The sequence below is a fragment of the Pantoea sp. 9140 genome (assembly GCF_000745295.1).
GTDB classification, from domain to species: domain Bacteria; phylum Pseudomonadota; class Gammaproteobacteria; order Enterobacterales; family Enterobacteriaceae; genus Pantoea; species Pantoea vagans.
Genome location: NZ_JQNO01000001.1, coordinates 1,201,781 through 1,227,162 on the forward strand (window position 1 = coordinate 1,201,781; position 25,382 = coordinate 1,227,162).

Consider the following 25,382-nt stretch of genomic DNA (forward strand, 5'->3'; position numbering starts at 1 on the left):
CGTCAGGATGATAAATTGAGTGCTGGACGTTACCGCAGGTAGCGCGTGACGACTTCAACGGCTGTTCAGGGCGGATATTAGTGGTGAAAGGGTTATTAAAAACAGGCGTTATCGTTGCGGCTGTGCTCTGTTTAAGCGGATGCGGCAGTATTATCAGCCGTACCGTGCCCGGACAGGGGCACGGTAATCAATATTATCCTGGCGTGCAGTGGGATGTGCGTGACAGCGGGTGGCGGGTACTGACCATCCTTGATCTGCCGCTGTCCCTGGTGATGGACACCCTGTTATTACCGGTGGATGCCAGTCACGGTCCTTACGAATAACTGCGATCGGAGTCGCTGTTATCATCCTCCCACTCTTGTGCCGCTGCTTCACCCTCTTCGGTGTCAAGCGGCGGCTCCAGCTGGAATTCACCATCATCCCATTCATGCAGCGTATTTTCCGCCAGCCACTCCTGGCGCAGCTCCACTTCATCAAAGTCAGCATCAAAAATAGCCTGTGCGCCTTCACCGCTGCGGAAAGGCAGACATTCACCCGCATCACCTTCATCTGCCAGGAACTCAGCCTGCCACATGATATCACCGTCCTGCATCACATATTTCTGCAGACCAAACTGACCGATTGAGGCTTCTTCTTCATCCACTTCAGGGTTGTTAGCGAGAAACTCCTCACGTGCAGCATCAATCGCTTCCTCTAACGTACTGTACATGCTCATCGCTCTTCTCCTTACGGTTTCGTTAACTACGGATTGTTTTGATTTCAGTGAAGGATAGACGAAATCTGAGGGAGGGAAAGGGCAGGACGGTGCAACCGGCGGGAAATAAGGCATTTCCCGCCAGCCAGGGTCAGATCATCTTTTGCGGAAAGTGCAGGACGGGCTGAACGGACTCATGAATCACCGGTGCGGAGTAGCGGATACAACATTTTATACACGGCTTCACTTTCTTAAAATTAATTCTGGCGATCGAAAGTGCCTGACTCAGATTATATAATGTGCCGATAAATATCAGCTCTTCTTTATCAGGCAGGCGTTTGCACCCCTTTCGATGGAGAAAATGATAATTGTCCTGATCGGTGCCGATAGTAACGTAATAGTAGAGACCTTTGTTCATATAATCTGTCCCGTTAGAGGTTGCTGTGTATTGTCTTTTTATAATTTTGGTCAGGTCCATTAAAGGTCTGACTGTTACAAATGAAATTACCGATAAGGATAAACGACTTCAAATTCCATAAGCATCTATAAGCACATCAAAAAAGCATAAAATGGAATATAAGCCAAATTATCCGGGTAATTAGTTGTAAAATAAGTTAATTTTTATCGATTCATTAGCGCAGAGATACCATTAAGGCTGGCTAAATAGGATTAGGCCTGGAATATGGAATAAATAGCGCCAGATAAAATTAAACAGAGATCGCTGCAATATTAATTAATAATAAGCTAAAGTACGTGTGCAGCGCTTTCCGGTAAAGGAATAGGTTAGCGAGTTTAACGGTAAACAGAAAGAAATTATATTCCGGCTATAGTCCAATACTCATCACTGGCACTGAAATATGTCAGAAAGGATTTTTCTGTGATGAGCGACTGATTTATTTAGCTGGATGTCGGGTCAGAAACGCGCTAAATGCCTGGCGGACATTTAGCGCGAACTGATTAATAACGTGAAGGCTCGCCTTCGGGGCGCGTTTTAAAGCGGCGGTGGAGCCACATGTACTGTTCGGGGGCCAGCAGGACGCCCTCTTCGACCACTTTATTCATTCTGGCGGCGGTCACTTCATCGCTTTCCAGCGTAAATTCGGCGCTGATGTCAGGCAGTATCATCAGTTCATAACCACGTCCGCCGGGCAGACGACGTGGCACGAAGGGGATAACCGCCGGTTTGCCGGTGCGGATTAGCAGATGAGTGCCCACCGTCGTGGCTGCTTTTTCCACGGCAAAAAAGGGCACAAAGACGCTGCTACGCGGGCCATAATCGTGATCGGGTGCGTACCAGATGATGTCACCGTTCTTCAGTGCGCGGATCATGCCTTTGAGATCTTTGCGGTCGATCATGCTTTTATTCGACCGCATCCGGCCTTTTACCTGCAGCCAGTCGATCAGTTTGTTGTCATTAGGACGATAGACGCCAATGCCAGGATTATGGATGCCAAACATGCGTGCACCAATCTCCAGTGTCAGAAAGTGCATACCAATGAGCAGTACGCCACGCTGACTATCGCGCGCCTGCTGGATATGCTCCAGTCCCGAAGGCTTATGCCATTTGTTGATGCGCCAGTCCGGCCAGAACCACGCCATACCGGTCTCAATCAATCCCATGCCGACTGATTCGAAATTGTGCTTAACCATCGCTTCGCGTTCATTAACCGGCATATCCGGAAATGTTAATTCCAGATTACGTCGGGCTATATTGACGCGGCGCTTCATAAAACGCATCCCAATACGACCAATATTGCAGCCGAGCACATAAAGCAGGGGATAAGGAAGTAGCACCAAAAGATAAAGAGAAGCGACACCCAGCCAGGTCAGCCAATAGCGCGGGTGAAGCAGTTCTCGTGAAAACTGAGGCAACTGAGTCATGTGAAGGTTAATTTTCCTGCGTCGCGCACCATTCAGTGCTGATATCTCATTGATTTGCGCCATTGTGCCAGTTTTTATCGTGCGTATAAATATCACTGACAGACCAGGCTACTGCAGGCTGATGTTAAATAACCAGATAGTGCCGGAAAAAACAGCAATCCGCGCATAATTCCGAGACTGGCCTTTGCATCCCGGTGAAATCAGGTATCATGTGCCCGCTAAATTTCTCCTATTGATAACAGGAAAGAACACCATGCCAGTGTTACATAACCTCGTTTCCAATAAAGAGCTAAAGGCGCGCATGCTGGCTGAAACCGAGCCGCGCACTACTGTCTCTTTTTATAAATATTTCCAGATTGCCGACCCTAAAGCCGTCCGCGATGCGCTCTACCTTGGCCTGACGTCACTCAAAGTCTTTGGCCGCGTCTATGTCGCACATGAAGGCATCAATGCGCAGATCAGCGTGCCCGCCAGCCAGTATGAAAAGATGAAAGCGTGGCTGTATGGCTTTGACCCGGCGCTGAACAACCTGCGAATGAACATTGCGCTGGATGACGATGGAAAATCATTCTGGGTGCTGCGTCTTAAAGTGCGCGATCGCATTGTCGCGGACGGTATTGATGACGCCAGTTTTGATGCCAGCGACGTAGGTCAGTATCTCAAAGCGGCGGAGGTTAACGCCATGCTGGACGATCCTGATGCCCTGTTCGTCGATATGCGTAACCATTATGAATATGAAGTGGGCCGCTTCGATAATGCGCTGGAAGTGCCTGCTGATACCTTTCGCGATCAGCTGCCGATGGCGGTTGATATGTTGCAGGATCAAAAAGACAAAAAGATCGTCATGTACTGCACCGGCGGGATCCGCTGTGAAAAGGCGAGCGCCTGGATGCGGCATAACGGCTTCGAGGATGTCTACCACATTGAAGGCGGCATCATCGAGTATGCCCGACGCGCCCGTGAACAGGGATTACCGGTTCGCTTCAAAGGCAAAAACTTTGTGTTTGATGAGCGAATGGGTGAGCGGATCTCTGACGACGTGCTGTCGAACTGTCATCAGTGCGGCGAACCCTGTGATACCCATGTCAATTGCGTGAATGACGGCTGTCATCTGCTGTTTATCCAGTGCAAAAGCTGCGCAGAGAAGTTTGAGAACTGCTGTAGCCCGATCTGTCAGGAAGAAGCAAAACTTTCACCGGAGGAGCAGCGCGCTCGCCGGGCGGGACGTGAGAATGGTAACAAGATCTTTAACAAGTCGCGTGGCCTGTTAAACATGACTATTCCGTCGCCAGTGAAGAAATAAGCGTGGCCGCCTGAAATGAGCTTCAGGCGGCTTGCTGTTTTACTGGCGCACACCTTCAACCGAGATCATCAGCTCAACCTTCTGCGAAGCTGGTCCCAGATCTTTGGTAATATTAAAATCTTTCAGTGTAATTTCGCCTTCGGCTTCAAAGCCAGCGCGGTAACCGCCCCACGGATCTTTACCTTCACCCAGCATTTTCGCCGCCAGCGTCACCGGTTTAGTCACGCCATTCAGCGTGAGATCGCCGGTAATCTTCAGCTCGTCACCCTCTTTTTTCACTGCTGTGGATTTGAACGTTGCCTGCGGGTTTTTGCTGCTGTTCAGGAAGTCAGCACTACGCAGGTGCTTGTCACGCTCCGCATGATTGGTGTCAACGCTGCTGGTATTAATGGTCACGTCAACTTTATCTGCGGCCGGATTCTTTTCATCGAAGGTGAAGCTGCCGTCAAAATCTTTGAAGGTGCCGTAGAGCCAGCTGTAACCCAGATGCTGAATGCGGAACTGGATAAAGGCGTGCTGACCCTCTTTATCAATCTTATAGTCCGCGGCACCGGCAGTCATCGAGCCGAGCAGCAGGCCGGCACCGGTCATCGCCAGTAAAGTCTTCTTAAACATATTATTTATCCTTTTCAGAGGGTAAGGGGAGACGTAAACCTGACATCCGTTTTAGGGTGATATCGCGATCGATAACGTGATGCTTTAGCGCAGCCAGACCATGCAGTACCGACAGGACCACAACCGTCCAGGCCAGCCAGAGATGAATGTCGCCTGCCAGATCTGCCTGTTCGCCTGCGCCGCTGAACAGTGCGGGCAGCGTAAACCAGTTAAATACGGCGATCGGTTTGCCATCGGCGGTGGAGATCAGATAGCCACTGATCAGAATGGCCAGCAGCAGGGTATAAAGGAGCAGGTGCGCCACTACCGAACTGATGCGTACCAGCGGGGAATAGCTGCTTAGCGGCTTTGGCGGCGGGGAAATAACGCGCCATAGCAGACGAATGATCAGCGTCAGCAACAGGATGACGCCAATACTTTTGTGGATTTCCGGTGCGTCGTGATACCAACTGTCGTAATAGCCGAGACCCACCATCCAGAGTCCCAGTGCAAACATGGCATAAATTGCCAGCGCCATTGACCAGTGCAGTAGTACAGCAACCAGCCCAAACTGATGAGGTGTATTACGTAATAACATAATATGGGTTTCATGAAGAAATAATCTGAAATAAGCATCCACATTATGAAATATAAAAGCAATCGACCTTACGCTTCTATAAATTTTAATTTTCGGGGTGAAAAGGTTGAATAAAACTGTGGCGAGATGACCAGTATTACTGAATGAGATATTTCTGGCGGGATAGTCGTCAACGTTAAATGACGGTAATTAACGATATGGGCGAAATATAAGTCACCGTTATGTCATTAAGGTTCAGTTTTCGTCAGTTTATGTCAGCAGGGCAGCATCATACTGATGCCACCCGTTTTCAGAGTCAGAAACGCGAGAGACGGAAGGGGGACAAATCAAAGGAGAACGGTTTTTGCTGTGCGAATTCCGCAGCAAGCTCGCCTAACACGCTGGCAAATTTAAACCCATGTCCGCTGAGTCCGGTGATCAACAGGCGGTCAGGTTCACCCGGCAGGGTATCGATAATAAAGTCTTCGTCCGGGCTGAAATCGTAGCTGCAGGCTTCGCCATGCAGACAGACGCCGACGCCAGGTAAAAACTGACGGAGAAAACCAAAGGCCTCACTGCCGTCCGCCGCTACCGCGCCAAAAGGTTTACGATCTTCAGGCTGCTGCATCAGCTGGCCGCCATCATGGCGACCTACCTTCAGTGCGTTATTATCCGCCGGGAAGCCGTAAAACTGGCTGCCATCTGTCATCTCAACCGTGAAGCCGGGGAACTTATTATTCTCGCTGTAGCGGCCATCTGCCTGATACCAGGCAAATACCTTGCGGGTAGGGGCGACCGGCAGGCCAGGGATTAATTTGCCGACCCAGGTGCCAGCGCTTATCAGCATTTTGCGGCCCCGATAGATGCCATCCAGAGTGGTGACCTGCTGCAGGTCGCCATCACGACCAATCTCTGAGACCGGGCAGTTAAACAGCTGCGCACAGCCCGCCTGTTCCGCCAGCTGGATCCAGCTCCGAACCGCCTGTTCACATTTCAGAAAGCCGGACTGCGGCTCAAAGACGCCCAGATAACCCTCTGGCACGTTGATTTGCGGCCAGCGCTTACGCACGTCATCGGGCTGCATCACTTCGATATTGAGCTGCCAGCGGCTCGCGCTGTCGATAACGTTCCGGATAAAGGGGGAGTGGTCAGGTGCAAGGTTAAGTACGCCGCTGCGGTGCATGATGCGCTCACCGGCGCGCTGTTCCAGCTCATCCCACAGCGTCTGCGCCCGCAGAACCAGCGGAACATAACGTTCGCCTTCACCATACGCGTGACGAATCAGCCGGCTCTCGCCATGATGCGTTCCCTGATTGTGGGGAGGATGGGCGCTGTCGATCATTAATACCGATAAACCCGCCTGGGTAGCATAGTAGCCAGCCGCCGCGCCCACTGAGCCGCTGCCGACGACGATAAGATCATAAATCATGATAACGACACTCTAAGAGTCACATAATCAAAAGCATACCAGAAACAGAAACGAAAAAGGCACCCCTGAGGGCGCCTCTTTGATGCGGCAGAAATTAATGCTTATTGAGGAGTCGTTCTGGTTGCTCGGCTGATTCTATCTTGGCGATGCCTGCCTCGAGGATCGAGATAAACTGCCTTGCCACATCCGTTGTCAGCCAGTAGGTCGGGCCAACATCCGCTTCTTCTTCTTTTTGATCCTGCGACGACAGCGAGTGCAGGCGGATCATCATGGCGTCATAGCTATCAACGGTACTGATGTCCCAGCCCACCAGTGGATGGGTCTGGATAACGTCTTTTCTTCTGTCCATTATAACCTCCTTATTACTCGTTAAACGAAGTGCATGATGAGGTTCAATGCGGCTTTTTTATTCCGATAGCGAAACAATTATAACAGTAAACCCGGGTATCACTGTTTAAAAAATGCCGTGAGCCAGCTTCTCACAGAATATTTGCGTTTGAAAGGAGGGCGTTGAAAAATAAAATGCCTGACGGGCAGGCATTTTTATCACTGTTCAATGAGCATGCAAAAAGCGGGTTAAGCCGCGTGAACGGGCTTAAAGTGCCGGGGTTTCCGGCACGATGCCGCCGCCACGTTTTTGCAGTGTTTCTGCCAGACGGGCAAAGTGCTGCTGAAGCTGCTCATCATGGTTTTGATTTTGGGCTTCCAGCGACAGATTGTGCACCAGCAACTGACTGGCACGATCGTCAAGACAGAAAATCAGACTGGAAAAGGCATTTTCCAGCACCGTTAAACGACGCTGCTGATCACCAATCAGTGCTAACAACTCACCAAAGGTCATCGCCTCTTCCGGTTTATCAGTAGTCATGGTGTAGCACCTCCTGTTATGCGTGACGAGCGCAAGGATAGGGCATTGATCATTAAGAGTCTAGATGCAGAGAGGGGGAAGTGCGAGAGGGGAGAAAAGATAAAAAAACCGGGTGGCGACACCCGGAAAAAAAGCACAGTGGCGGTTAATCAGTAATGAACCAGTCGTCAGCGCTTTCCCACGTCTGCTGCAGGATTTCGCTGATCTGGTCGCGCGTCTCTTTTCCACCGCCCAGCACGCTGAGATTGTTAGCACTGGCGTAACGTACCTTGACGTGATTGGTCGAGTCAGGGAACTGTTCGTCGATGCGGCGCGATAATTCATCGCTTAACGCTTCTATCGCGCCAGCAGGAAGAGGTCGGGTATTGGATACGGTAATTTCAACGCGCATAATAGCCTCCGGTTAAGATACTGTATATATTTACAGTATTGATGGTCCGGAGGCAAGTAAAATTATGCGATGCGCCAGTTCAGCGTTTCACCGGCCAGGAACGGCACCAGTGAGTGGCTGCCGAGCGCAATTGACTCCGGCACCTGCCACGGCTCACGCACCAGCGTGATCGTCCCCTCATTCAGTGGCAGACCGTAAAAACGCGGGCCATTTTCAGAACAGAACGCTTCAAAATGTTCCAGCGCATTCAGCTCTTCAAAAACGGTGGCGTAGGCGGGCAACGACGTCGGCGCATTAAAAACGCCCGCACAGCCGCAGCTGGCCTCTTTAAGATGACGCAGATGCGGCGCGGTATCGGTGCCAAGGAAGAAGCGTGGATTCCCGCTCGCTACCACTTTACGCAGCGCTTCCTGATGCACGTTGCGCTTAAGGATGGGCAGGCAGTAGAGGTGCGGGCGAATTCCGCCCACCAGCATATGGTTGCGGTTAAACATCAGATGCTGCGGGGTAATGGTTGCGCCCAGTGTCTCACCGGCATCAGCAACATATTCAGCGGCGTCCTGCGTCGTAATGTGCTCCATCACCACTTTCAGTGCCGGAAACTGGCTGCGTAGCGGCACCATCACGGTTTCAATAAAGCGGGCTTCGCGGTCAAAAATGTCGATATGTGCATCAGTCACTTCACCATGGATCAGCAGTGGCATACCGAGCGTCTGCATCCGATCCAGCACGCGGGCAATCGACGCGATATTGGTCACGCCATGACTGGAGTTGGTGGTAGCGTGCGCCGGATAGAGCTTCGCCGCGGTGAACAGACCGGCGGTGAAACCGCGCTCAAGCTCATCAGGATCCAGCGAGTCGGTCAGGTAGCAGGTCATCAGCGGCGTAAAGGCGTGATCGGCGGGCAGTGCCGCCAGAATGCGATCGCGGTACGCTTCACCGGCCGCCACGCTGGTTACCGGCGGCACCAGGTTTGGCATCACAATGGCACGACCATTCACTGCGCTGGTATAAGGCAGGACCGTTTTAAGCATCTCATCATCACGCAGATGAATATGCCAGTCGTCAGGGCGACGCAGGGTAAGTTGCTGAGGTTGTGCTGTCATCAGTGAAGCTCCGGCAGAAAGGAAACAAAAGGCGTGTTTTGGCCGGGGTCTAAGCATAAGGATTCAGGCAACCGTTTGCACCTGCTTTTTATGCCGCCAGAGAAAATCCGCGCCAGTAGGCGCGGAAATCGGGATTACTGCGTAAAGGGAATGACCAGTTCGCCGGGCTTCACTTCCAGTCCTTTGGCAAATTTTTTCGCCAGCGATTCGCCTTTGCTGCGGTCAGCGCTGAGCACATAGGCGGGTTTTTGATCAAAATAGCTTTTCAGCGACTGATTCAGATAAGGCGTCAGCGTCTTCATGATTGAGGCCATTTTTTCCGGGGCAACCTGGGCATCGACAATCTCCAGATCGCGCAGATAAATGGCGCCCTGCTGCTGATCATAAACCGGCTGAGCACGCATCTTCAGTTGCATATCGGCCTGCTGCGGGCCAAACAATGAGGTCACATTAATTTTAGCGTTGCCGGAGAGCGTCACTTTACCCGTCTCTTCGCGGCCAATCTGACTGGTCAGGTTGTTCAGCACGATGTGTGCGTTAACCAATCCGGAAACGCCAATATTCTTCTCGTAGTTGTTGTGCTTCTGCAGCGCCTGGTTTACTTCCTGTTCGCTGATGGTGTATTGCGTCAGTTGATTACAGCCGCTGACCAGCAGCGCCATCAACAGGGCAGTCAGCCCGAAAAAAGCCTTTTTCATCGATCTTTATCCTGAATATCAGAGCCAGTAAACAGGCCATAGCCTGCCTGAATGCGTGACGGGTGTCATCAGGAAAGGGATGAGAAACGCCGCAGCGTCTCTCATCAGGGCGGGACTAATGCGCTATCGAAGAGAGCAGATTAACCTGGGTCTGTTTGGCCATGTTATCGCGGTAGTCCGCCACCCGGCTCGGCCAGTCGATACCGGCGACCAGCGTCAGGGAGCGCAGTAGCGGGAAGAGATTAAAATCATCTTCCGACAGTTCGCCGTTTACCGCATTAGGCTGAACGATGAGTTTGTCCAGTTTGCGCAGATCCTCACTCACATTCTTAATCAGCCCGGCAGAGTGACTCTTCAGCGTTTCAAAATCACCGAGGCTCGCCTGTTTTTTGCTGCGGAAATAGGCACGCGCCTCAGGCGTCGCGAATTCGGCAAAGGCCGCTTCGGCAATGCGCGGCAGCAGCAGTTTATTGACATAGCTGTTCATGTGGCGCAGCCAGTCGCCAATCGCCGGGTTCAGCGCGCCGGTGATCAGCGGCGCGCCATCCTGCTGATCGACATAATGCACGATCTCCATGCTCTCAGGCATTGCGCTGCCATCCTGCTTTTGCAGAATCGGTGCCATTTTTTGCCCGATCAGTCGTTTTGGCGTCTCTTCATCGTCGTTGAGCATCACCACCAGCTCAACCGGCTTATTCTTCAGACCGAAAATCATTCGCGCCTTAACGCAGAAAGGACAGTGGTCATAGATATAGAGTTTCATCCTGATCTCCCGGATTTTTACAGGTTTAGTGTTTAACAGAGTGAATCAATTCATCCTGTTTTCGGGCGCTCAAAAAGTATGGAAGAGATTACCCTGCAGGGCAAACCTGCCAGTTAGGATTGGTGGCTGTAGCCGGGCGAACCGACGGGTCATCGCTGTGATAACAGAGCAAAATCAACCTCTTTAAAGCTAAACCGCTGTAACGTTTTACCGCAGCCCAGGCGGCGGTTATAGTGAAAGCCGGGTAATGACGGCTTTCACTCACAGCCATTGATTTCAGGAGTCAGGATGTTTGGCTATCGTTCTGCCGCGCCCAGGGTGCGATTAACCACCGATCGACTGGTGGTCCGTCTGGTTCACGAACGTGATGCCTGGCGAATGGCAGATTACTATTCGGAAAACCGCCTGTTTTTAAAACCGTGGGAGCCGGTGCGCGATGACAGCCACTGCTACCCGTCGGGCTGGCAGGCGCGCCTCGGGCTGATTTCCGACATGCATAAGCAGGGGTCGGCCTTCTATTTCATTTTAATGGACAGCGATGAAACCGAAGTGCGGGGCGTGGCGAACTTCAGCAACGTGCTGCGTGGTTCCTTTCACGCCTGTTATCTCGGCTATTCACTGGGTGAAAAGTGGCAGGGGCAGGGGCTGATGTTTGAAGCCTTGCAGTCGGCTATCCGCTATATGCAGCGCCAGCAGCATATTCACCGCATCATGGCGAACTACATGCCGCACAACCAGCGCAGCGGCGATCTGCTGGCGCGACTCGGTTTTGAAAAAGAGGGTTACGCGAAAGATTATCTGCTGATCGACGGACGCTGGCAGGATCACGTGCTGACGGCCTTAACCCTGCGGGAATGGACGCCTGACCGGCGTGGACAATAATGAGGACGCGAGCATGAAGATGGCTTTATCCGCGCAGGCATTGCGAGTGCTGGGCTGCCTGCTGGAGAAGCAGGTCACCACGCCAGAGCAGTATCCGCTGTCACTGAATGGCGTAGTGGTGGCCTGTAATCAGAAATCGAATCGCGAGCCGGTGATGGAGCTGAGTGAAAGCGAGGTACAGAATCAGCTCGATCAGCTCGAAAAGCGTCATCTGGTCACCGGCAGCAGCGCCGCCGGACAGCGGGTGGTGAAATATGAGCAGCGTTTCTGTAATTCCGCGTTTGGTACACTGAAACTCAATAGTGCGGAAGTCGCTCTTCTCACCCTGCTGCTGTTGCGTGGGCCGCAGACGCCAGGTGAACTGCGTACCCGCAGCGGTCGTCTGCACGAGTTCAGTGATGTCGGCGAAGTGGAGCAGACGCTGGAAGGCTTGATGCAGCGCGAAGACAGTGCACAGGTCATCCGCCTGGCGCGTGAGCCAGGCAAGCGTGAAAGCCGCTTTATGCATCTGCTGGGCGATGAAGATGACGCGCATCAGGCTGCCGACGCGCCGGAGGAGCAGGGCGACCTGGCGGCGCGCGTCACTACGCTGGAACAGCAGGTCGCAGCACTTCAGGCACAACTCACCCAATTGCTGCAACCGGAGAGCTGAGATGACATTACGTATTGGCGTGGTGGGATTGGGCGGTATCGCACAGAAAGCCTGGCTGCCGGTGCTGTCGGCCGCAACAGACTGGACGCTGGTGGGGGCGTTTTCCCCGAATCAGGCCAAAGCCCGCCCGATCTGTGACAGCTATCGCATGCAGTGCTTTGGCTCATTGAATGAATTAGCCGCAGCCTGCGACGCGGTGTTTGTTCACAGCAGCACCGCCACCCACTATGAGGTGGTCAGGGCGCTGCTGCTGGCAGGAAAAGATGTCTGCGTCGACAAGCCGCTGGCTGAAACCCTGGAGCAGGCTGAAGCGCTGGTGGCGCTGGCGGAAAAACGCCAGCGTAAACTGATGGTGGCATTTAACCGCCGGTTCGCCCCGCGCTATCAGCAGCTGCGGGCGGAGATGGATGGCGCGGCTTCTCTGCGGATTGAAAAGCACCGCAGCGACAGTGTCGGACCATGGGATCTTCGCTTTACCCTGCTTGATGACTACCTGCATGTGGTGGACACCGCGCTCTGGCTGGGCGGCAAGCCGTTTCGCCAGGTTCACGGACGCATTGATACCAACGAGCAGGGGCAGATGCTCTATGCCGAACACCATTTCGCGGTTGAAGGCCTGGCGATCACCACCAGCATGCACCGGCGCGCAGGCAGTCAGCGCGAGCGGGTCAGCGCAGTGTGTGACGGTAAGTGCATCGACATCAGCGAGATGCGCGACTGGCAGGAAGAGCGCAGTGATGGCCTGCTAATCACTCCGCCGCCTGCCTGGCAGAGTCATCTGACGCAACGCGGCTTCAGCGGTGCCGCACGCCATTTTATTGACTGCGTACAAAATCAGACGAAGCCTGAAACCAGCGGTGAGCAGGCGCTGATGGCGCAGCGTGTGGTGGAAAAACTGTGGCGTGAGGCGACGCAGGAATAACGCCTTGTAACACTCCGTGCTGGTCATTTCCCTCCGTGGCAGTAGACTGTCGCCGGGCATCCTCGGGTGCCCGCGCTAATTCTCCTTTTTTGCCGATTCTTTTCAGGATGCGCCGTCAATTATGAATTTGTTGAAATCGCTGGCAGCGGTCAGTTCTATGACCCTGTTTTCCCGCGTACTGGGCTTTGCCCGTGATGCCATCGTGGCGCGGGTGTTTGGTGCCGGAATGGCGACCGATGCCTTCTTTGTTGCGTTTAAACTGCCCAATCTGCTGCGCCGTATTTTTGCTGAAGGCGCATTCTCTCAGGCGTTCGTGCCGATTCTGGCTGAATATAAAAGCAAGCAGGGTGAAGAGGCGACGAAACTGTTCCTGGCGTACGTCTCAGGCCTGCTGACGCTGGCACTGGCGCTGGTCACGGTGGCAGGGATGATCGCTGCGCCCTGGGTCATCATGGTCACGGCCCCCGGCTTTGCCGACAGTGCCGATAAGTTTGCCCTGACCAGCTCGCTGCTGCGGGTGACGTTCCCCTACATTATGCTGATTTCGCTGGCCTCGCTGGCGGGGGCGGTGCTGAACACCTGGAACCGCTTCTCGGTGCCGGCGTTTGCGCCAACCCTGCTGAATGTCAGCATGATTGGTTTTGCGCTGTTTGCTGCGCCGCACTTTCATCCACCGGTAATGGCGCTGGCCTGGGCGGTAGTCGCGGGCGGCGTGTTGCAGCTCGGCTATCAGCTTCCTCACCTGAAAAAGCTGGGAATGCTGGTGCTGCCGCGTCTTAATCTGCGCGACGCGGGCGTGTGGCGAGTGATGCGTCAGATGGGACCGGCCATTCTGGGCGTTTCCGTCAGTCAGATCTCGCTGATCATCAACACCATCTTCGCCTCGTTTCTGGTTTCGGGTTCGGTCTCCTGGATGTACTACGCGGATCGCCTGATGGAGTTTCCTTCGGGTGTGCTGGGCGTGGCGCTGGGTACCATTCTGCTGCCGTCGCTGGCTAAAAGTTTTGCCAGCGGCAACCATGATGAATATTCCCGACTGATGGACTGGGGTCTGCGCCTCTGCTTCCTGCTGGCGCTGCCAAGTGCCGTGGCGCTGGGCATGCTCTCCGGTCCGCTGACCGTGGCACTGTTCCAGTACGGTAAGTTCACCGCCTTTGATGCATTGATGACGCAGCGTGCGCTGATCGCCTACTCCGTCGGACTGATGGGCCTGATTGTGGTTAAGGTGCTGGCGCCGGGCTTCTATTCCCGTCAGGACATCAAAACGCCGGTGAAAATCGCGATTATCACGCTGATCATGACGCAGCTAATGAACCTGGCGTTTATTGGCCCGCTGAAACATGCCGGTCTGTCACTGTCGATTGGTCTGGCGGCCTGTCTGAATGCGTCGCTGCTCTACTGGCAGCTGCGTAAGAAGAATATCTTTATGCCGCAGCCGGGCTGGAGCAGCTTCCTGCTCCGCCTGCTGATCGCTGTAGTGGTGATGGCCGGCGCGCTGTTTGCCATGCTGCAGTGGATGCCGGCCTGGGAACAGGGCGCCATGCTGTGGCGACTGCTGCGTCTGGCGGCGGTTTGTGCAGTGGGTGGCGGGGCTTATTTCCTGGCGCTGGGGCTGCTGGGCTTCCGGCTGCGTGACTATGCGCGGCGCACGGCTGTGTAAAGCTTGCCGCAATAAATAAACTCAACGCGCAGGGAACAGGGGCAGAGGAGGAAAGCGTCCCGCGCCCTGGACAAAAACGCCGGGAGCGTTTTTGAACAATGCGAAGCGTTGGCCCGGCAACGGGCGCACCTCAGGGATGAGGTGCGTAATCGCGCGGGCCGAGCGGCCAGGGATTGGCTTTAGCGTCTTTCCGATCTGCCCCTGTTCCCTGTGCAGGCTCAATTTCAAAGCTAATCATGGTGAAGGAAAAAACGCACCAATAAAAAATCCCGCACCAGGCGGGATTTTTTTCGCTACTTTTCGGCTCAGGCTTTACGACTTAACGTCGCCTGGCCTTTACCCATCCCATCCGGGCCATAGAAGGCCTGAGTCTGATGCGGCTTCAGCACTTCAAGTGCATTTTCCGTGTAGCGAATCTGATGCTGCAGCAGCATGCCATTATGAACATTGGCATCCTGCAGACGACGGGTATGCTGCTGAATGCTGTCCCAGCGGCGCGCCATGTCGTTCTGACCACGATAAGGTGCCGATGTCGCCTGACTCTGTTCAGCGGTGCGGCGCATCTCATCCAGATAGTTCAGCGTACTGAGCAGCGCACTTTTATCTTCGGTGATGCGCTGTAACAGGTTGCTGTTAATGCTGCCCGCTGCCAGTTGCTGCTGCTCTTCTTCCAGCACCGCTGAAAGCGACGCCAGCACGTCCTGCATCTTATCTAATGTGGTCTGCAAATTACTCATGGGAATTAATTACCCTCTAAATACGCCTTAGTGTCGGCAATCAGCGCATCGGCGATTTTGCCGGTATCCATCTTCAGTTCGCCATTACGAATGGCGGTTTTCAGTTGTTCAACGCGCTCGACGTTAATATCTTTGCTGCTCGGCTGCATCAGCTGCGACTGCGCGCTGCTCAGGCTGACCTGGGCTGCAGCGGGGGTCGTGGCTGCTACCGGGCTGGCACTCTGACGCACTTTGCTGCTGCCAGACTCACTGCTGTCGCGGCTCTGGACGGTGCTGGCGGGTTTCAGAGGTTGCGTTCTGTCAATGCTCATATTCGGGCTCCTGTACGGTCAGGGGAAGTCTGCCACCTGAATCATAATAGCGTTATCGCTTTGTTGATTCTTCTATCGGCAGCACTGCGGGCTTCTTTAACACTTTACAGCGTTATAAGAATATTCCCATCGTCGCGCACCTTACCGCTGACAATCTGGCCATTTCCCATCCTCACCCGAACCGACTGCGAGCGGGCGGCGTTGTTCAGCGCCTTGCCTTCACCGCTGGCGTCAAAGCCGTCGCCACTGGCAATTACCATCACATTCTGACCCGCCTTAACACGCCATGGCTGACGCAGCGTGGAGGGATTAATCGGCTGTCCTGGCTGGATATCACGCAGCACTACGGCGTCTGCGACTGCGTCCGCATTCAGCAGGGCGCGGGCAGGCAGGGTATCAAGGCGGCCGGTCTGCAGCGTGAAATCACTTTCGCTGACGCTGCTGCCCTGGCTCAGCAGCCGGGTCGCCACCAGATAAGACCCGGTGACCTGAACCTGTACCTGGATATAACGGCGATTCTCATCGCAGTTTGCCGCCACGCTCATGTTGCCCCATAACCGGCTATTGCCTGGCAGGGTGAACTTAGGCGTCTCACAGGCTGGCCATTGCTCTTTCGGCGTGCGCACCACTACCACCATGCCTTCAGCATGCTGAGCGTCACGCGCTTTAAAAAATTGATTCAGTTGTGCATTGAGATCCCCGGCAGAAGCCGGCAGGGCGATCACGACCAGCAGGCTGGTCAGCAGAGTCAGATATCGACGCATTGTGCAGTTCCTCACTGATGATGGCGACGAGTGTACTCGTTAAGAAAAATCCTCAATTGTCAAAATAGCGGTCATTTAAGGCGTTATTCAGACGATGACGGCTTGCTTTTTCAAATTAAGCTGCGAGCTCGAAATTCTCATACGCGGAGGAAACATGCTCGACAAACTGGATGCGGCGCTGAAATTTGGAACGGAGGCCCTCAACCTGCGTGCTCAACGTCAGGAGATCCTGGCGTCAAATATTGCCAACGCCGATACCCCTGGTTATCAGGCCCGGGATATCGACTTTGCCAGCGAGCTGAGTCGGGTGATGTCCAATGGTCGTGCGGAAGGCAGCAGCATGGCGTTAAAAGTCACGTCAGCTCGCCACATTGAAGCACAGACAAACGGGGCGCCATCAATGGATATGCTTTATCGCATTCCTGACCAGCCGGCTGCCGACGGCAACACCGTAGATATGGACCGTGAGCGTACACAGTTCGCGGATAACAGCCTGAAATATCAAACCGACCTCACCCTCATCAGTAGCCAGATCAAAGGCATGATGAGCGTGTTACAAGGGCAATAATTATGGCCTTGCTGAATATTTTTGACATTGCCGGCTCAGCGATGACCGCGCAATCACAGCGATTAAACGTCAGTGCCAGTAACCTGGCAAACGCCGACAGCGTCACCGGCCCCGATGGCAAGCCTTACGTGGCAAAGCAGGTGGTCTTCCAGACTGATGCGGCACCGGGTTCAGCGACCGGCGGTGTGAAAGTGGCACGCGTCGTGGACGATCCTACCCCTGCGAAGCTGGTCTATGACCCGGGCAACCCGATGGCCGATGCCAAAGGCTACGTGAAGATGCCGAACGTGGATGTGGTTTCTGAGAGCGTCAACACGATGTCGGCGTCACGCAGCTACCAGGCCAACGTTGAAGTGCTCAACACAGTGAAGTCGATGATGATGAAAACCCTGACGCTCGGGCAATAACGGAGAAAAAACATGACCATCGCAGTAGGCGTTAATGAAAAGCTGGACCCCACCGTCCTCAGCTCATCCAGCACCAGCGGCACCGGTAACAGTGCGCAGGATCTGCAGAATCAGTTCCTGACTATGCTGGTGACGCAGTTACAAAACCAGGACCCAACCAATCCAATGGATAACAGCCAGCTCACTACTCAGCTGGCACAAATTAATACCCTGAGCGGCATTGAAAAACTCAATACCACACTGGGATCGATCTCCGGCCAGATTAGCACCAGCCAGTCACTGCAAAGCTCTACGCTGATTGGGCATGGCGTCATGATCAATGGCGGGCAGATTCTGGTAGGCAGCGGTACGACAACGCCATTTGGCGTAGAGCTGACTTCCGCCTCTACCGCCTCCACTGCCACAATCAAAGATGCCAATGGCACGGTAGTCGACACCGTTGATCTGGGCGCGCTGAGCGCTGGCGTCCACACCTTCTCATGGGATGGCAAGCTGAGTGATGGCTCAACTGCCCCGGATGGCAAATACAGTGTTGCGATTGCTGCAAGTAATGGCAGCACACAACTGGTAGCACAACCGCTTAACTACGCCTACGTGAATGGGGTGAGTACGGCGGACGAGACCACAAAACTGGATCTCGGCACGATGGGCTCCGCCACCCTTGACGACGTACGTCAGATTCTCTGATTAACCAGTAAACAGGAAACATACACATGTCATTTTCTCAAGCGGTCAGCGGCCTTGGTGCTGCTTCAAGTAACCTTGATGTCATTGGTAATAACATCGCCAACTCCGCCACTGCGGGCTTCAAATCCAGCACTATTGCATTCGCAGATATGTTTGCCGGTTCAAACGTCGGCCTCGGCACTAAAGTGGCCGCGGTTATCCAGAACTTTAACGACGGTGCAACCACCACAACCAGCCGTGGTCTGGACGTGGCGCTGAGCGGTAATGGTTTCTTTCGTATGACCGACAGCAGCGGTGGCGTCTTCTATTCCCGTAATGGTCAGTTCACGCTGGATGCCAACCGTAATCTGGTCAACACTCAGGGACTGAACGTGACCGGCTATCCGGCAAGCGGTTCACCGGCCACTATTCAGACGGGTGCTAACCCGGTGGCGATCACGATTCCGACTACTCAGATGTCAGCGCGTGCTACGACTACCGCCAGTCTGGTTGCCAACCTGAATTCAACGGATACCACCCCCTCCGTGACGACCTTCTCGACGGCTAACACAGACAGCTACAACAAAAAAACCACGGCAACCGTGTACGATTCGCAGGGTAACGATCATGCGCTCGACATGTATTTCGTGAAAGACACTACCAGCAACAGCTGGACAGTTCATACCATTGATGGCACCACCGGCACATCAGCGGGCGACTTCACCATGACGTTTGACACCAGCGGAAAGCTGACCAGCGTGTCTAAACTGGATACCAGCGGCGCAGTCGTCAGTACTACCACGGATGGCACCGTCGGCCTGACGCTGAACGTGGGCGGCGCCAATGGCGCAGTCGCGAATCAGCCAATCACCCTGAGCATGCTGGGCAGCCTGCAGCAGAACACCGGCACTACCACCTTTGGTAGCCCGACACAGGATGGCTATGCGCCAGGCGATCTGACCAGCTACGCGATTAATGATGACGGCACCATTACCGGTAGCTACTCAAACCAGAAAACCCAGCTGCTGGGTCAGATTGTCCTGTCGAGCTTCTCAAACCCGGAAGGTCTGGAATCGAAAGGCGACAATGTCTGGCAGGCTTCGAGTGCATCCGGTCAGGCAGCAACGGGTCTGGCTAACACCGGCACCTTCGGCTCACTGACGGCGGGCGCACTCGAATCGTCCAACGTCGACATGAGTAAAGAGCTGGTGAACATGATCGTCGCGCAGCGTAACTATCAGGCGAATGCGCAGACCATCAAAACTCAGGACCAGATTCTCAACACGCTGGTTAACTTACGTTAATTCGCTAACAGGATTGCCATATGGATCACGCGATATATACCGCGATGGGCGCGGCCAGCCAGACGCTGGATCAGCAGGCGGTTACCGCCAGCAACCTCGCCAACGCCTCAACACCGGGTTTTCGTGCACAGCTGAATGCGCTGCGCGCGGTGCCGGTGAGTGGCTGGTCGCTGCCGACCCGTACGCTGGTCGCCGCCTCTACACCCGGCGCCGACATGAGCCAGGGCGCGATGGATTACACCGAGCGTCCGCTCGATGTGGCGGTGCAGCAGGATGGCTGGCTGGCGGTGCGTACCGCTGATGGCAGCGAAGCCTATACCCGCAACGGTAATATGCAAATCAGTCCGACCGGTACGCTGACGGTTCAGGGCAATCCTGTGATGGGCGATGGCGGTCCGATTGTGATCCCGCAGGGCACGCAAATCACCATTGCCGCAGACGGCTCCATCACCGGGCTGAACGCCGGTGATTCGCCGAACGCCACGGTTCAGCTGGGCAAGCTGAAGCTGGTCAGGGCAACCGGACAGGAGCTGCAGCGCAGTGATGACGGCATGTTCCGTCCGACTGCATCGACGCAGGCGACTCGCGGTGCTGCACTGCAGGCTGACGCCACCATGCAGGTAATGCCTGGCGTGCTGGAAGGCAGCAACGTTAAACCAGTGGAAACCATGGTCGATATGATCGCCAACGCCCGACGTTTTGAGATGCAGATGAAAGTCATCACCAACGTCGACGAAAATGAACAAAAAGCCAATCAGCTCCTGAACATGAGCTAAGGCGCGAGGATAACAACATGATTCGTTCTTTATGGATCGCTAAGACCGGTCTTGATGCGCAGCAGATGAACATGGACGTCATTGCCAACAACCTGGCAAACGTCAGCACCAACGGCTTTAAACGTTCACGTGCCGTGTTCGAAGATCTGATGTACCAGACTATGCGCCAGCCGGGCACGCAGTCATCAGAACAGACAACGCTGCCATCGGGCCTGCAGATCGGTACTGGTGTGCGTCCGGTGACCACTGAGCGTCTGCACACCCAGGGCAACCTGTCGCAGACCAGTAACTCAAAAGATATCGCTATTAACGGTCAGGGTTATTTCCAGATTCAGATGCCGGACGGCACCTCTGCGTATACCCGTGATGGCGCGTTTCAGGTTGATCAGAACGGCCAGCTGGTGACCAACTCCGGTTTCCCGGTGCAGCCAGGCATTACCATTCCGGCCAACGCCACCAGCATTACGGTGTCGCGTGACGGTGTGGTCAGCGTGACGCAGCAGGGGCAGGCTCAGGCCGCGCAGGTCGGTCAGTTAACGCTGAGCACCTTTATGAACGACGCCGGTCTCGATAGCGTGGGTGAAAACCTCTACAAGGAAACCCAGGCATCGGGCGCACCGACGGACAGTACCCCAGGCCAGAACGGCGCGGGTCTGCTCTATCAGGGCTATACCGAAACCTCGAACGTTAACGTAGCGGAAGAGCTGGTCACCATGATTCAGACGCAGCGTGCTTACGAAATCAACAGCAAGGCGATCAGCACCTCTGATCAGATGCTGGCGAAATTAACCCAGCTTTAATCCCGAACAGGGCCAGCCTGTGCTGGCCTGAGAGACAGACATTAATAAGGTCGTGACACCGTGGAGAAGCAACAGATTCTCAAGCCTGGACATTGGTTAGTCGCCTCGTTGCTGCTAACTCTTAACGGATGTGCCCTGGTCCCGCGTACCCCGCTGGTCGAAGGGGCAACTACGGCGCAGCCGATGCCGTCCGCGCCACCGGTGGTAAACGGCTCTATATTCCAGGGCGTCGCGCCACTTAACTACGGCTATCAGCCGCTGTTTGAAGATCGCCGTCCACGCAACATTGGCGATACCCTGACCATCACGCTGCAGGAAAACGTCAGCGCCAGCAAAAGCTCCTCAGCCAGTGCCAGTCGCGATGGCAGCAACAGCTTTGGTGTGAGCGGTGTGCCGACGGGCCTGGCAGGCCTGGTGGGTGCAGGGGGTGAAAAAGCCAATCTCAGCGCCGAAGGCAAAAACGACTTCGCAGGTAAAGGCGGCGCATCCGCCAATAACACCTTTACCGGCACCATTACCGTCACCGTGGACCAGGTGTTGTCAAACGGCAACCTGCACGTAGTCGGTGAAAAACAGATCGCCATTAATCAGGGCACGGAATTCATTCGCTTCTCGGGCGTGGTCAACCCACGCACCATCAGCGCCAGTAACGCCGTGTTATCTACCGCTGTCGCCGATGCACGTATTGAGTACGTCGGAAATGGTTACATCAATGAGGCGCAGACCATGGGCTGGTTCCAGCGTTTCTTCCTGAACATCTCGCCGATGTAAGAGGTTTCAATGAAAAAGTTAACGCTGTTACGCGCCGGGCTGGCGCTGCTGCTGGGCGTCAGCCTGCTGGCCAAAGCCGATTTGATTCGTGATTTAACCACTGTACAGGGCGTACGTGATAACCAGCTACTAGGCTACGGCCTGGTGGTGGGTCTGGATGGCACCGGTGACCAGACCACGCAGACGCCATTTACTACCCAGACAGTCAGCAACATGCTGTCACAGCTTGGCATCACCGTGCCTGCGGGTACCAACATGCAGCTGAAAAACGTGGCAGCCGTTATGGTGACCGCTAAGCTGCCGTCGTTTGCCCGTCAGGGACAGAACCTGGATGTGGTGGTCTCATCGCTGGGTAACGCCAAAAGCCTGCGCGGCGGCACGCTATTAATGACGCCGATGAAAGGGGTTGATAACCAGGTCTACGCGCTGGCTCAGGGCAACATCCTGGTTGGTGGTGCAGGCGCCTCTGCGGGCGGCAGCAGCGTTCAGGTTAACCAGCTGAACGGTGGCCGTATCACCGGCGGCGCAACGGTTGAACGTGAACTGCAGAGCAACTTTGGCTCGCAGAATACCCTTAACCTGCAGCTTAACAATGAAGACTTCTCGATGGCGCAGCGTATTGCTGATGCGATCAACGCCCGTGGCGGTTATGGCGCAGCGCAGCCGCTGGATGCCCGTACTGTCCAGATCCGCGTGTCACCCAATAATGGTGCGCAGGTGCGTCTGCTGGCCGAGATCCAGAACATTGATGTCTCGATTCCGGTTGAAGATGCCAAAGTGATCATCAACTCCCGTACCGGCTCGGTAGTCATGAACCGCGAAGTCACGCTGAATCAGTGTGCAGTGGCGCAGGGCAACCTGTCAGTGACGGTTAACCAGCAGCAGAACGTCAGTCAGCCTGATACACCGCTGGCCGGTGGTCAGACCGTGGCGACGACGCAGACCCAGATCGATCTACGCCAGAGCGGCGGTGCGCTGCAGCGCGTCAATGCCAGTGCCAACCTGAACAATGTGGTGCGTGCTCTGAATGCGCTGGGTGCGTCGCCTATCGAACTGATGTCAATTCTGCAGTCGATGCAGAGTGCCGGCTGTCTGCGTGCCAAACTGGAAATTATCTGATGGCTGATATGCAATCTGTGACGAGCCCGGCTTTCGACAGCCGCTCCCTGAATGAACTGAAACACCAGGCCAGCACCGATCCGAAAGGACATGCGTTGCAGGTGGCGCGTCAGGTTGAAGGGATGTTTGTACAGATGATGCTAAAGAGTATGCGAGATGCGTTGCCGCAGGACGGCATTATGGGCAACGAGCAGACCAAACTCTTTACCTCTATGTATGACCAGCAGATTGCACAGGAGATGGGCAAGCGTGGCCTCGGCCTGGCGGAAACCATCGTCAAACAGATGCAGCCCGCGACCGCGCCGGATGAAAAAGCCGGTACGGTGCCGATGAAGCTGGATAACAGCTTTATTCTCAGTACCAGCGCGGCTATACCATTGCCCATGCAGCAGCTGGAGCAGATGGTGCGTAAGGCGATGCCACGTCTGCCGCCAGTCGCGTCGCCAACGGGTCTGCCGAGTGACAGTCGCGATTTTATCGCTCAGCTGACGCAACCAGCGCAGGCGGCCAGTCAGCAGAGTGGTATTCCGCATCACCTGATTCTGGCGCAGGCTGCGCTGGAGTCGGGCTGGGGCCAGCGGCAGATCCTGACCCGCGACGGCAAGCCGAGCTATAACGTGTTCGGGATTAAAGCCAGCGGTGACTGGAAAGGTGAGACTACCGATATTATGACCACCGAATATGAGCAGGGTGCAGCGAAGAAAGTCCGTGCCAGCTTCAGGGTATACAACTCCTATTTCGAAGCGCTGACGGACTACGTCAAACTTCTGACTAAAAACCCTCGCTATGCGGCGGTGACCAACGCCTCAAGCGCAGAGCAGGGCGCGCAGGCGTTACAGGCGGCAGGCTATGCCACCGACCCGAAATATGCGCAAAAGCTGGTGGGAATGATTCAGCAGTTCAAGAGTATGGGCGACAAAGTCGTCAAAGCGTACAGCCAGGATATGGGCGACCTGTTCTGATCATTACGCCTCAAGTTTCACTTAAGCAAGCCGATAACATCCCTATAGCCAGCAGCGTTTCGCCTGCTGGCGCCCACTTTGATTTCTGCCAGCCCGGTTGACGGGGAACGTAAGGAACTGAGATGTCCAGCATAATTAACTCCGCGATGAGCGGATTGAGTGCCGCGCAGGCTGCCCTGAGCACCACCAGTAACAACATTACCAATTATACGGTGGCGGGTTATTCACGTCAGACCACGGTGCTGGCACAGTCGAATAGCACGTTGCAGGGCAATAGCTATTATGGGAATGGGGTAAACATTAGTGGTGTGCAGCGTGAATATGATGCATTTATTGCCACCCAGCTGCGCGGTGCTAGCGCTAACTACAGCGCGGTAGACACTCAGCACAGCCAGATCTCTAACATTGACGATCTGCTGTCGACCTCGACCACCAGCCTCTCGACCTCGCTGCAGGGCTTTTTTACCAATCTGCAGAACGTTGTCAGCAATGCCAACGATCCATCAGCGCGGCAGTCGATACTCAGCAACGCGCAGGGACTGGTCAGCCAGTTCCAGACGTCGGCACAATACCTGAACAGTATGCAGAACAGCGTCAATGCTGACATCGATTCCAATGTGAAACAGATCAATACCTTCAGTACTCAGATTGCTGATCTCAACAAGCAGATTGCCAAACTGACTACAGGCAACGGTACCGCACCCAACGAACTTCTGGATAAGCGTGATCAGCTGGTCAATGACCTAAACAATGTGGTTGGCGTGACGGTATCTCAACAGGATGGCGGCTACACGGTGTCGATGGCCAATGGCCTGACGCTGGTGAATGGCAACAACTCAAATGATCTGGTGGCAATGGCTTCCAGCAGCGATCCGACACGCACCACGATTGGCTATATCGATAAGCAGGCAGGCAACGTCGAAATCCCGGAAAAGCTGATCACCACCGGCTCGCTGGGCGGTCTGCTGGCGTTCCGCACCCAGGATCTGGATCTGGCGCAGAACCAGCTGGGTCAGTTAGCGGCCGCGTTTACCACCAGCTTCAACGATGTCCATAAGCAGGGCTTTGACAGCAATGGCGACCAGGGCGTCGATTTCTTTAATATTGGCAGCCCGCTAGTGGTAAGCAACAGCAAAAACAGCACAGCCGCATCCGTGACCGCTGAATGGACGGATACCAGTGCGCTGAAAGCCTCCAACTACAATGTCAGTTATGACGGCACGAACTGGAGCGCGACACGCGCTTCAGACGGTACGGCTGTCACCATGACTAAGGCAACTGATGCCAGTGGCAACACCACACTGAGCTTTGACGGCCTGAAGCTGACCGTCGCCGCGACGCCGGCGCCCGCGGCCAAAGACAGCTTCCTGGTGAAGCCAGTACAGAATGTCATCAACGATATGTCCGTGGCGATTACCAGTGAATCTCAGGTGGCCGCAGCAGGTGCCGTTGGCGGTGAGAGTGATAACCGCAATGCACAAAAGTTGCTGGATCTGCAGGACGCGAAACTGGTAAGCGGCAACGCCACGCTGTCACAGGCCTACGCCACCATCGTCAGCAGCGTGGGTAACAAAACCAGTTCCCTGGAAACCACCAGTGATACACAGAAAAGTGTAGTTAGTCAGCTGACCGAACGCCAGCAATCGGTCTCTGGCGTAAATCTTGATGAAGAATATGCCAACCTGACGAAATATCAGCAATATTATATGGCCAATGCGCAGGTGCTTCAGACTGCCAGCACTATATTTGATGCATTAATCAATATTCGCTAAAGGCG

31 protein-coding genes are annotated in these 25,382 nt (G+C 54.6%); 16 read left to right on the forward strand and 15 right to left on the reverse strand.

What is annotated here, in order from left to right:
• The first annotated feature begins 83 nt into the window (after positions 1-83).
• Complete coding sequence (locus FA92_RS05640) at positions 84-323, forward strand: YceK/YidQ family lipoprotein (protein WP_033782609.1); 240 nt, start codon at positions 84-86, stop codon at positions 321-323.
• On the opposite strand, the gene FA92_RS05645 is transcribed toward FA92_RS05640, so the two are convergent.
• From FA92_RS05645 to FA92_RS05655, 3 genes are all read right to left on the reverse strand, one after another.
• Positions 314-715: a MysB family protein gene (locus FA92_RS05645; RefSeq protein WP_013357421.1), complete on the reverse strand. Its 402-nt coding sequence runs from the start codon at positions 713-715 to the stop codon at positions 314-316. The two genes, FA92_RS05640 and FA92_RS05645, sit on opposite strands and share 10 nt — an antisense overlap.
• Positions 716-845: 130 nt before the next feature.
• Positions 846-1,112, reverse strand: coding sequence for a hypothetical protein (locus tag FA92_RS23555; protein ID WP_033784541.1), 267 nt, complete (start codon positions 1,110-1,112; stop codon positions 846-848).
• Between the two features lie 539 nt (positions 1,113-1,651).
• Positions 1,652-2,575 carry a Kdo(2)-lipid IV(A) acyltransferase gene (locus FA92_RS05655; RefSeq protein ID WP_013357422.1) on the reverse strand — a complete coding sequence of 308 codons (924 nt, stop codon included), beginning with the start codon at positions 2,573-2,575 and terminating at the stop codon, positions 1,652-1,654.
• Positions 2,576-2,828: 253 nt separating this feature from the next.
• Between FA92_RS05655 and FA92_RS05660 the strand changes: the two genes are divergently transcribed.
• Positions 2,829-3,878, forward strand: a complete 1,050-nt coding sequence (locus FA92_RS05660; RefSeq protein ID WP_033782611.1) for a rhodanese-related sulfurtransferase — start codon at positions 2,829-2,831, stop codon at positions 3,876-3,878.
• 39 nt (positions 3,879-3,917) lie between these two features.
• On the opposite strand, the gene FA92_RS05665 is transcribed toward FA92_RS05660, so the two are convergent.
• The 9 genes from FA92_RS05665 to grxB form a co-directional block, all read right to left on the reverse strand.
• Positions 3,918-4,493, reverse strand: a complete 576-nt coding sequence (locus FA92_RS05665; RefSeq protein WP_033782612.1) for a YceI family protein — start codon at positions 4,491-4,493, stop codon at positions 3,918-3,920.
• Position 4,494: 1 nt separating this feature from the next.
• Positions 4,495-5,070: a cytochrome b gene (locus FA92_RS05670; RefSeq protein ID WP_033782613.1), complete on the reverse strand. Its 576-nt coding sequence runs from the start codon at positions 5,068-5,070 to the stop codon at positions 4,495-4,497.
• 295 nt (positions 5,071-5,365) lie between these two features.
• Positions 5,366-6,478: an N-methyl-L-tryptophan oxidase gene (gene solA / locus FA92_RS05675; protein ID WP_033782614.1), complete on the reverse strand. Its 1,113-nt coding sequence runs from the start codon at positions 6,476-6,478 to the stop codon at positions 5,366-5,368.
• Positions 6,479-6,572: 94 nt separating this feature from the next.
• Positions 6,573-6,827, reverse strand: coding sequence for a biofilm formation regulator BssS (bssS, locus tag FA92_RS05680; RefSeq protein ID WP_013357427.1), 255 nt, complete (start codon positions 6,825-6,827; stop codon positions 6,573-6,575).
• A gap of 246 nt (positions 6,828-7,073) precedes the next feature.
• Positions 7,074-7,346, reverse strand: a complete 273-nt coding sequence (locus tag FA92_RS05685; protein WP_013357428.1) for a hypothetical protein — start codon at positions 7,344-7,346, stop codon at positions 7,074-7,076.
• A 145-nt stretch (positions 7,347-7,491) separates the two neighbouring features.
• A complete protein-coding gene (dinI, locus tag FA92_RS05690; RefSeq protein ID WP_003849907.1) occupies positions 7,492-7,737 on the reverse strand; it encodes a DNA damage-inducible protein I in 246 nt (81 codons plus the stop codon).
• Positions 7,738-7,799: 62 nt separating this feature from the next.
• Complete coding sequence (pyrC, locus tag FA92_RS05695; protein WP_013357429.1) at positions 7,800-8,843, reverse strand: dihydroorotase; 1,044 nt, start codon at positions 8,841-8,843, stop codon at positions 7,800-7,802.
• Between the two features lie 134 nt (positions 8,844-8,977).
• Positions 8,978-9,541: a lipoprotein gene (locus tag FA92_RS05700; protein WP_033782615.1), complete on the reverse strand. Its 564-nt coding sequence runs from the start codon at positions 9,539-9,541 to the stop codon at positions 8,978-8,980.
• 115 nt (positions 9,542-9,656) lie between these two features.
• Positions 9,657-10,304: a glutaredoxin 2 gene (gene grxB / locus FA92_RS05705; RefSeq protein ID WP_013357431.1), complete on the reverse strand. Its 648-nt coding sequence runs from the start codon at positions 10,302-10,304 to the stop codon at positions 9,657-9,659.
• A 288-nt stretch (positions 10,305-10,592) separates the two neighbouring features.
• Between grxB and rimJ the strand changes: the two genes are divergently transcribed.
• The 4 genes from rimJ (at position 10,593) to murJ (ending at position 14,420) form a co-directional block, all read left to right on the forward strand.
• Positions 10,593-11,186 (forward strand): ribosomal protein S5-alanine N-acetyltransferase, encoded by a 594-nt coding sequence (gene rimJ, locus FA92_RS05710; protein WP_013357432.1) that lies wholly within the window; start codon positions 10,593-10,595, stop codon positions 11,184-11,186.
• A gap of 13 nt (positions 11,187-11,199) precedes the next feature.
• A complete protein-coding gene (locus FA92_RS05715) occupies positions 11,200-11,838 on the forward strand; it encodes a DUF480 domain-containing protein (RefSeq protein ID WP_013357433.1) in 639 nt (212 codons plus the stop codon).
• A 1-nt stretch (position 11,839) separates the two neighbouring features.
• Positions 11,840-12,760 (forward strand): Gfo/Idh/MocA family oxidoreductase, encoded by a 921-nt coding sequence (locus FA92_RS05720; protein WP_033782616.1) that lies wholly within the window; start codon positions 11,840-11,842, stop codon positions 12,758-12,760.
• A 121-nt stretch (positions 12,761-12,881) separates the two neighbouring features.
• On the forward strand, positions 12,882-14,420 hold the full coding sequence (gene murJ, locus FA92_RS05725; protein WP_033782617.1) for a murein biosynthesis integral membrane protein MurJ: 1,539 nt from the start codon (positions 12,882-12,884) through the stop codon (positions 14,418-14,420).
• Positions 14,421-14,725: 305 nt separating this feature from the next.
• Here murJ and flgN read toward each other — a convergent pair whose 3' ends face one another.
• The 3 genes from flgN to flgA all read right to left on the reverse strand — a co-directional run bounded on the left by flgN (position 14,726) and on the right by flgA (position 16,232).
• A complete protein-coding gene (flgN, locus tag FA92_RS05730) occupies positions 14,726-15,157 on the reverse strand; it encodes a flagellar export chaperone FlgN (protein ID WP_033732237.1) in 432 nt (143 codons plus the stop codon).
• Between the two features lie 5 nt (positions 15,158-15,162).
• A complete protein-coding gene (gene flgM / locus FA92_RS05735) occupies positions 15,163-15,468 on the reverse strand; it encodes a flagellar biosynthesis anti-sigma factor FlgM (RefSeq protein ID WP_033732238.1) in 306 nt (101 codons plus the stop codon).
• 104 nt (positions 15,469-15,572) lie between these two features.
• The gene (gene flgA, locus FA92_RS05740; RefSeq protein WP_033782620.1) at positions 15,573-16,232 is read right to left on the reverse strand and encodes a flagellar basal body P-ring formation chaperone FlgA; all 660 of its coding nucleotides are present in this window, start codon (positions 16,230-16,232) and stop codon (positions 15,573-15,575) included.
• A gap of 154 nt (positions 16,233-16,386) precedes the next feature.
• Here flgA and flgB point away from each other — a divergent pair, with 154 nt between their 5' ends.
• The 10 genes from flgB (at position 16,387) to flgK (ending at position 25,377) form a co-directional block, all read left to right on the forward strand.
• Positions 16,387-16,800, forward strand: coding sequence for a flagellar basal body rod protein FlgB (gene flgB / locus FA92_RS05745; RefSeq protein WP_013357439.1), 414 nt, complete (start codon positions 16,387-16,389; stop codon positions 16,798-16,800).
• 2 nt (positions 16,801-16,802) lie between these two features.
• Entirely contained in the window at positions 16,803-17,207 is a 405-nt protein-coding gene (flgC, locus tag FA92_RS05750; RefSeq protein WP_010246371.1) for a flagellar basal body rod protein FlgC, read from the forward strand.
• A 12-nt stretch (positions 17,208-17,219) separates the two neighbouring features.
• Positions 17,220-17,894 carry a flagellar hook assembly protein FlgD gene (gene flgD, locus FA92_RS05755; protein ID WP_033782622.1) on the forward strand — a complete coding sequence of 225 codons (675 nt, stop codon included), beginning with the start codon at positions 17,220-17,222 and terminating at the stop codon, positions 17,892-17,894.
• A 26-nt stretch (positions 17,895-17,920) separates the two neighbouring features.
• Positions 17,921-19,177 carry a flagellar hook protein FlgE gene (gene flgE / locus FA92_RS05760; protein ID WP_033782624.1) on the forward strand — a complete coding sequence of 419 codons (1,257 nt, stop codon included), beginning with the start codon at positions 17,921-17,923 and terminating at the stop codon, positions 19,175-19,177.
• Positions 19,178-19,197: 20 nt separating this feature from the next.
• Complete coding sequence (locus FA92_RS05765) at positions 19,198-19,953, forward strand: flagellar basal body rod protein FlgF (protein WP_033782626.1); 756 nt, start codon at positions 19,198-19,200, stop codon at positions 19,951-19,953.
• Between the two features lie 17 nt (positions 19,954-19,970).
• Complete coding sequence (flgG, locus tag FA92_RS05770; protein ID WP_003849881.1) at positions 19,971-20,753, forward strand: flagellar basal-body rod protein FlgG; 783 nt, start codon at positions 19,971-19,973, stop codon at positions 20,751-20,753.
• Between the two features lie 60 nt (positions 20,754-20,813).
• Positions 20,814-21,524, forward strand: a complete 711-nt coding sequence (locus tag FA92_RS05775) for a flagellar basal body L-ring protein FlgH (protein WP_033782628.1) — start codon at positions 20,814-20,816, stop codon at positions 21,522-21,524.
• A 9-nt stretch (positions 21,525-21,533) separates the two neighbouring features.
• The gene (locus FA92_RS05780) at positions 21,534-22,643 is read left to right on the forward strand and encodes a flagellar basal body P-ring protein FlgI (protein ID WP_033782629.1); all 1,110 of its coding nucleotides are present in this window, start codon (positions 21,534-21,536) and stop codon (positions 22,641-22,643) included.
• Positions 22,643-23,605 (forward strand): flagellar assembly peptidoglycan hydrolase FlgJ, encoded by a 963-nt coding sequence (flgJ, locus tag FA92_RS05785; RefSeq protein ID WP_033782630.1) that lies wholly within the window; start codon positions 22,643-22,645, stop codon positions 23,603-23,605. The genes FA92_RS05780 and flgJ overlap by 1 nt, the downstream gene beginning before the upstream one ends.
• Before the next feature lie 122 nt (positions 23,606-23,727).
• Complete coding sequence (gene flgK, locus FA92_RS05790; protein ID WP_033782631.1) at positions 23,728-25,377, forward strand: flagellar hook-associated protein FlgK; 1,650 nt, start codon at positions 23,728-23,730, stop codon at positions 25,375-25,377.
• The last annotated feature ends 5 nt before the right edge of the window (positions 25,378-25,382 follow it).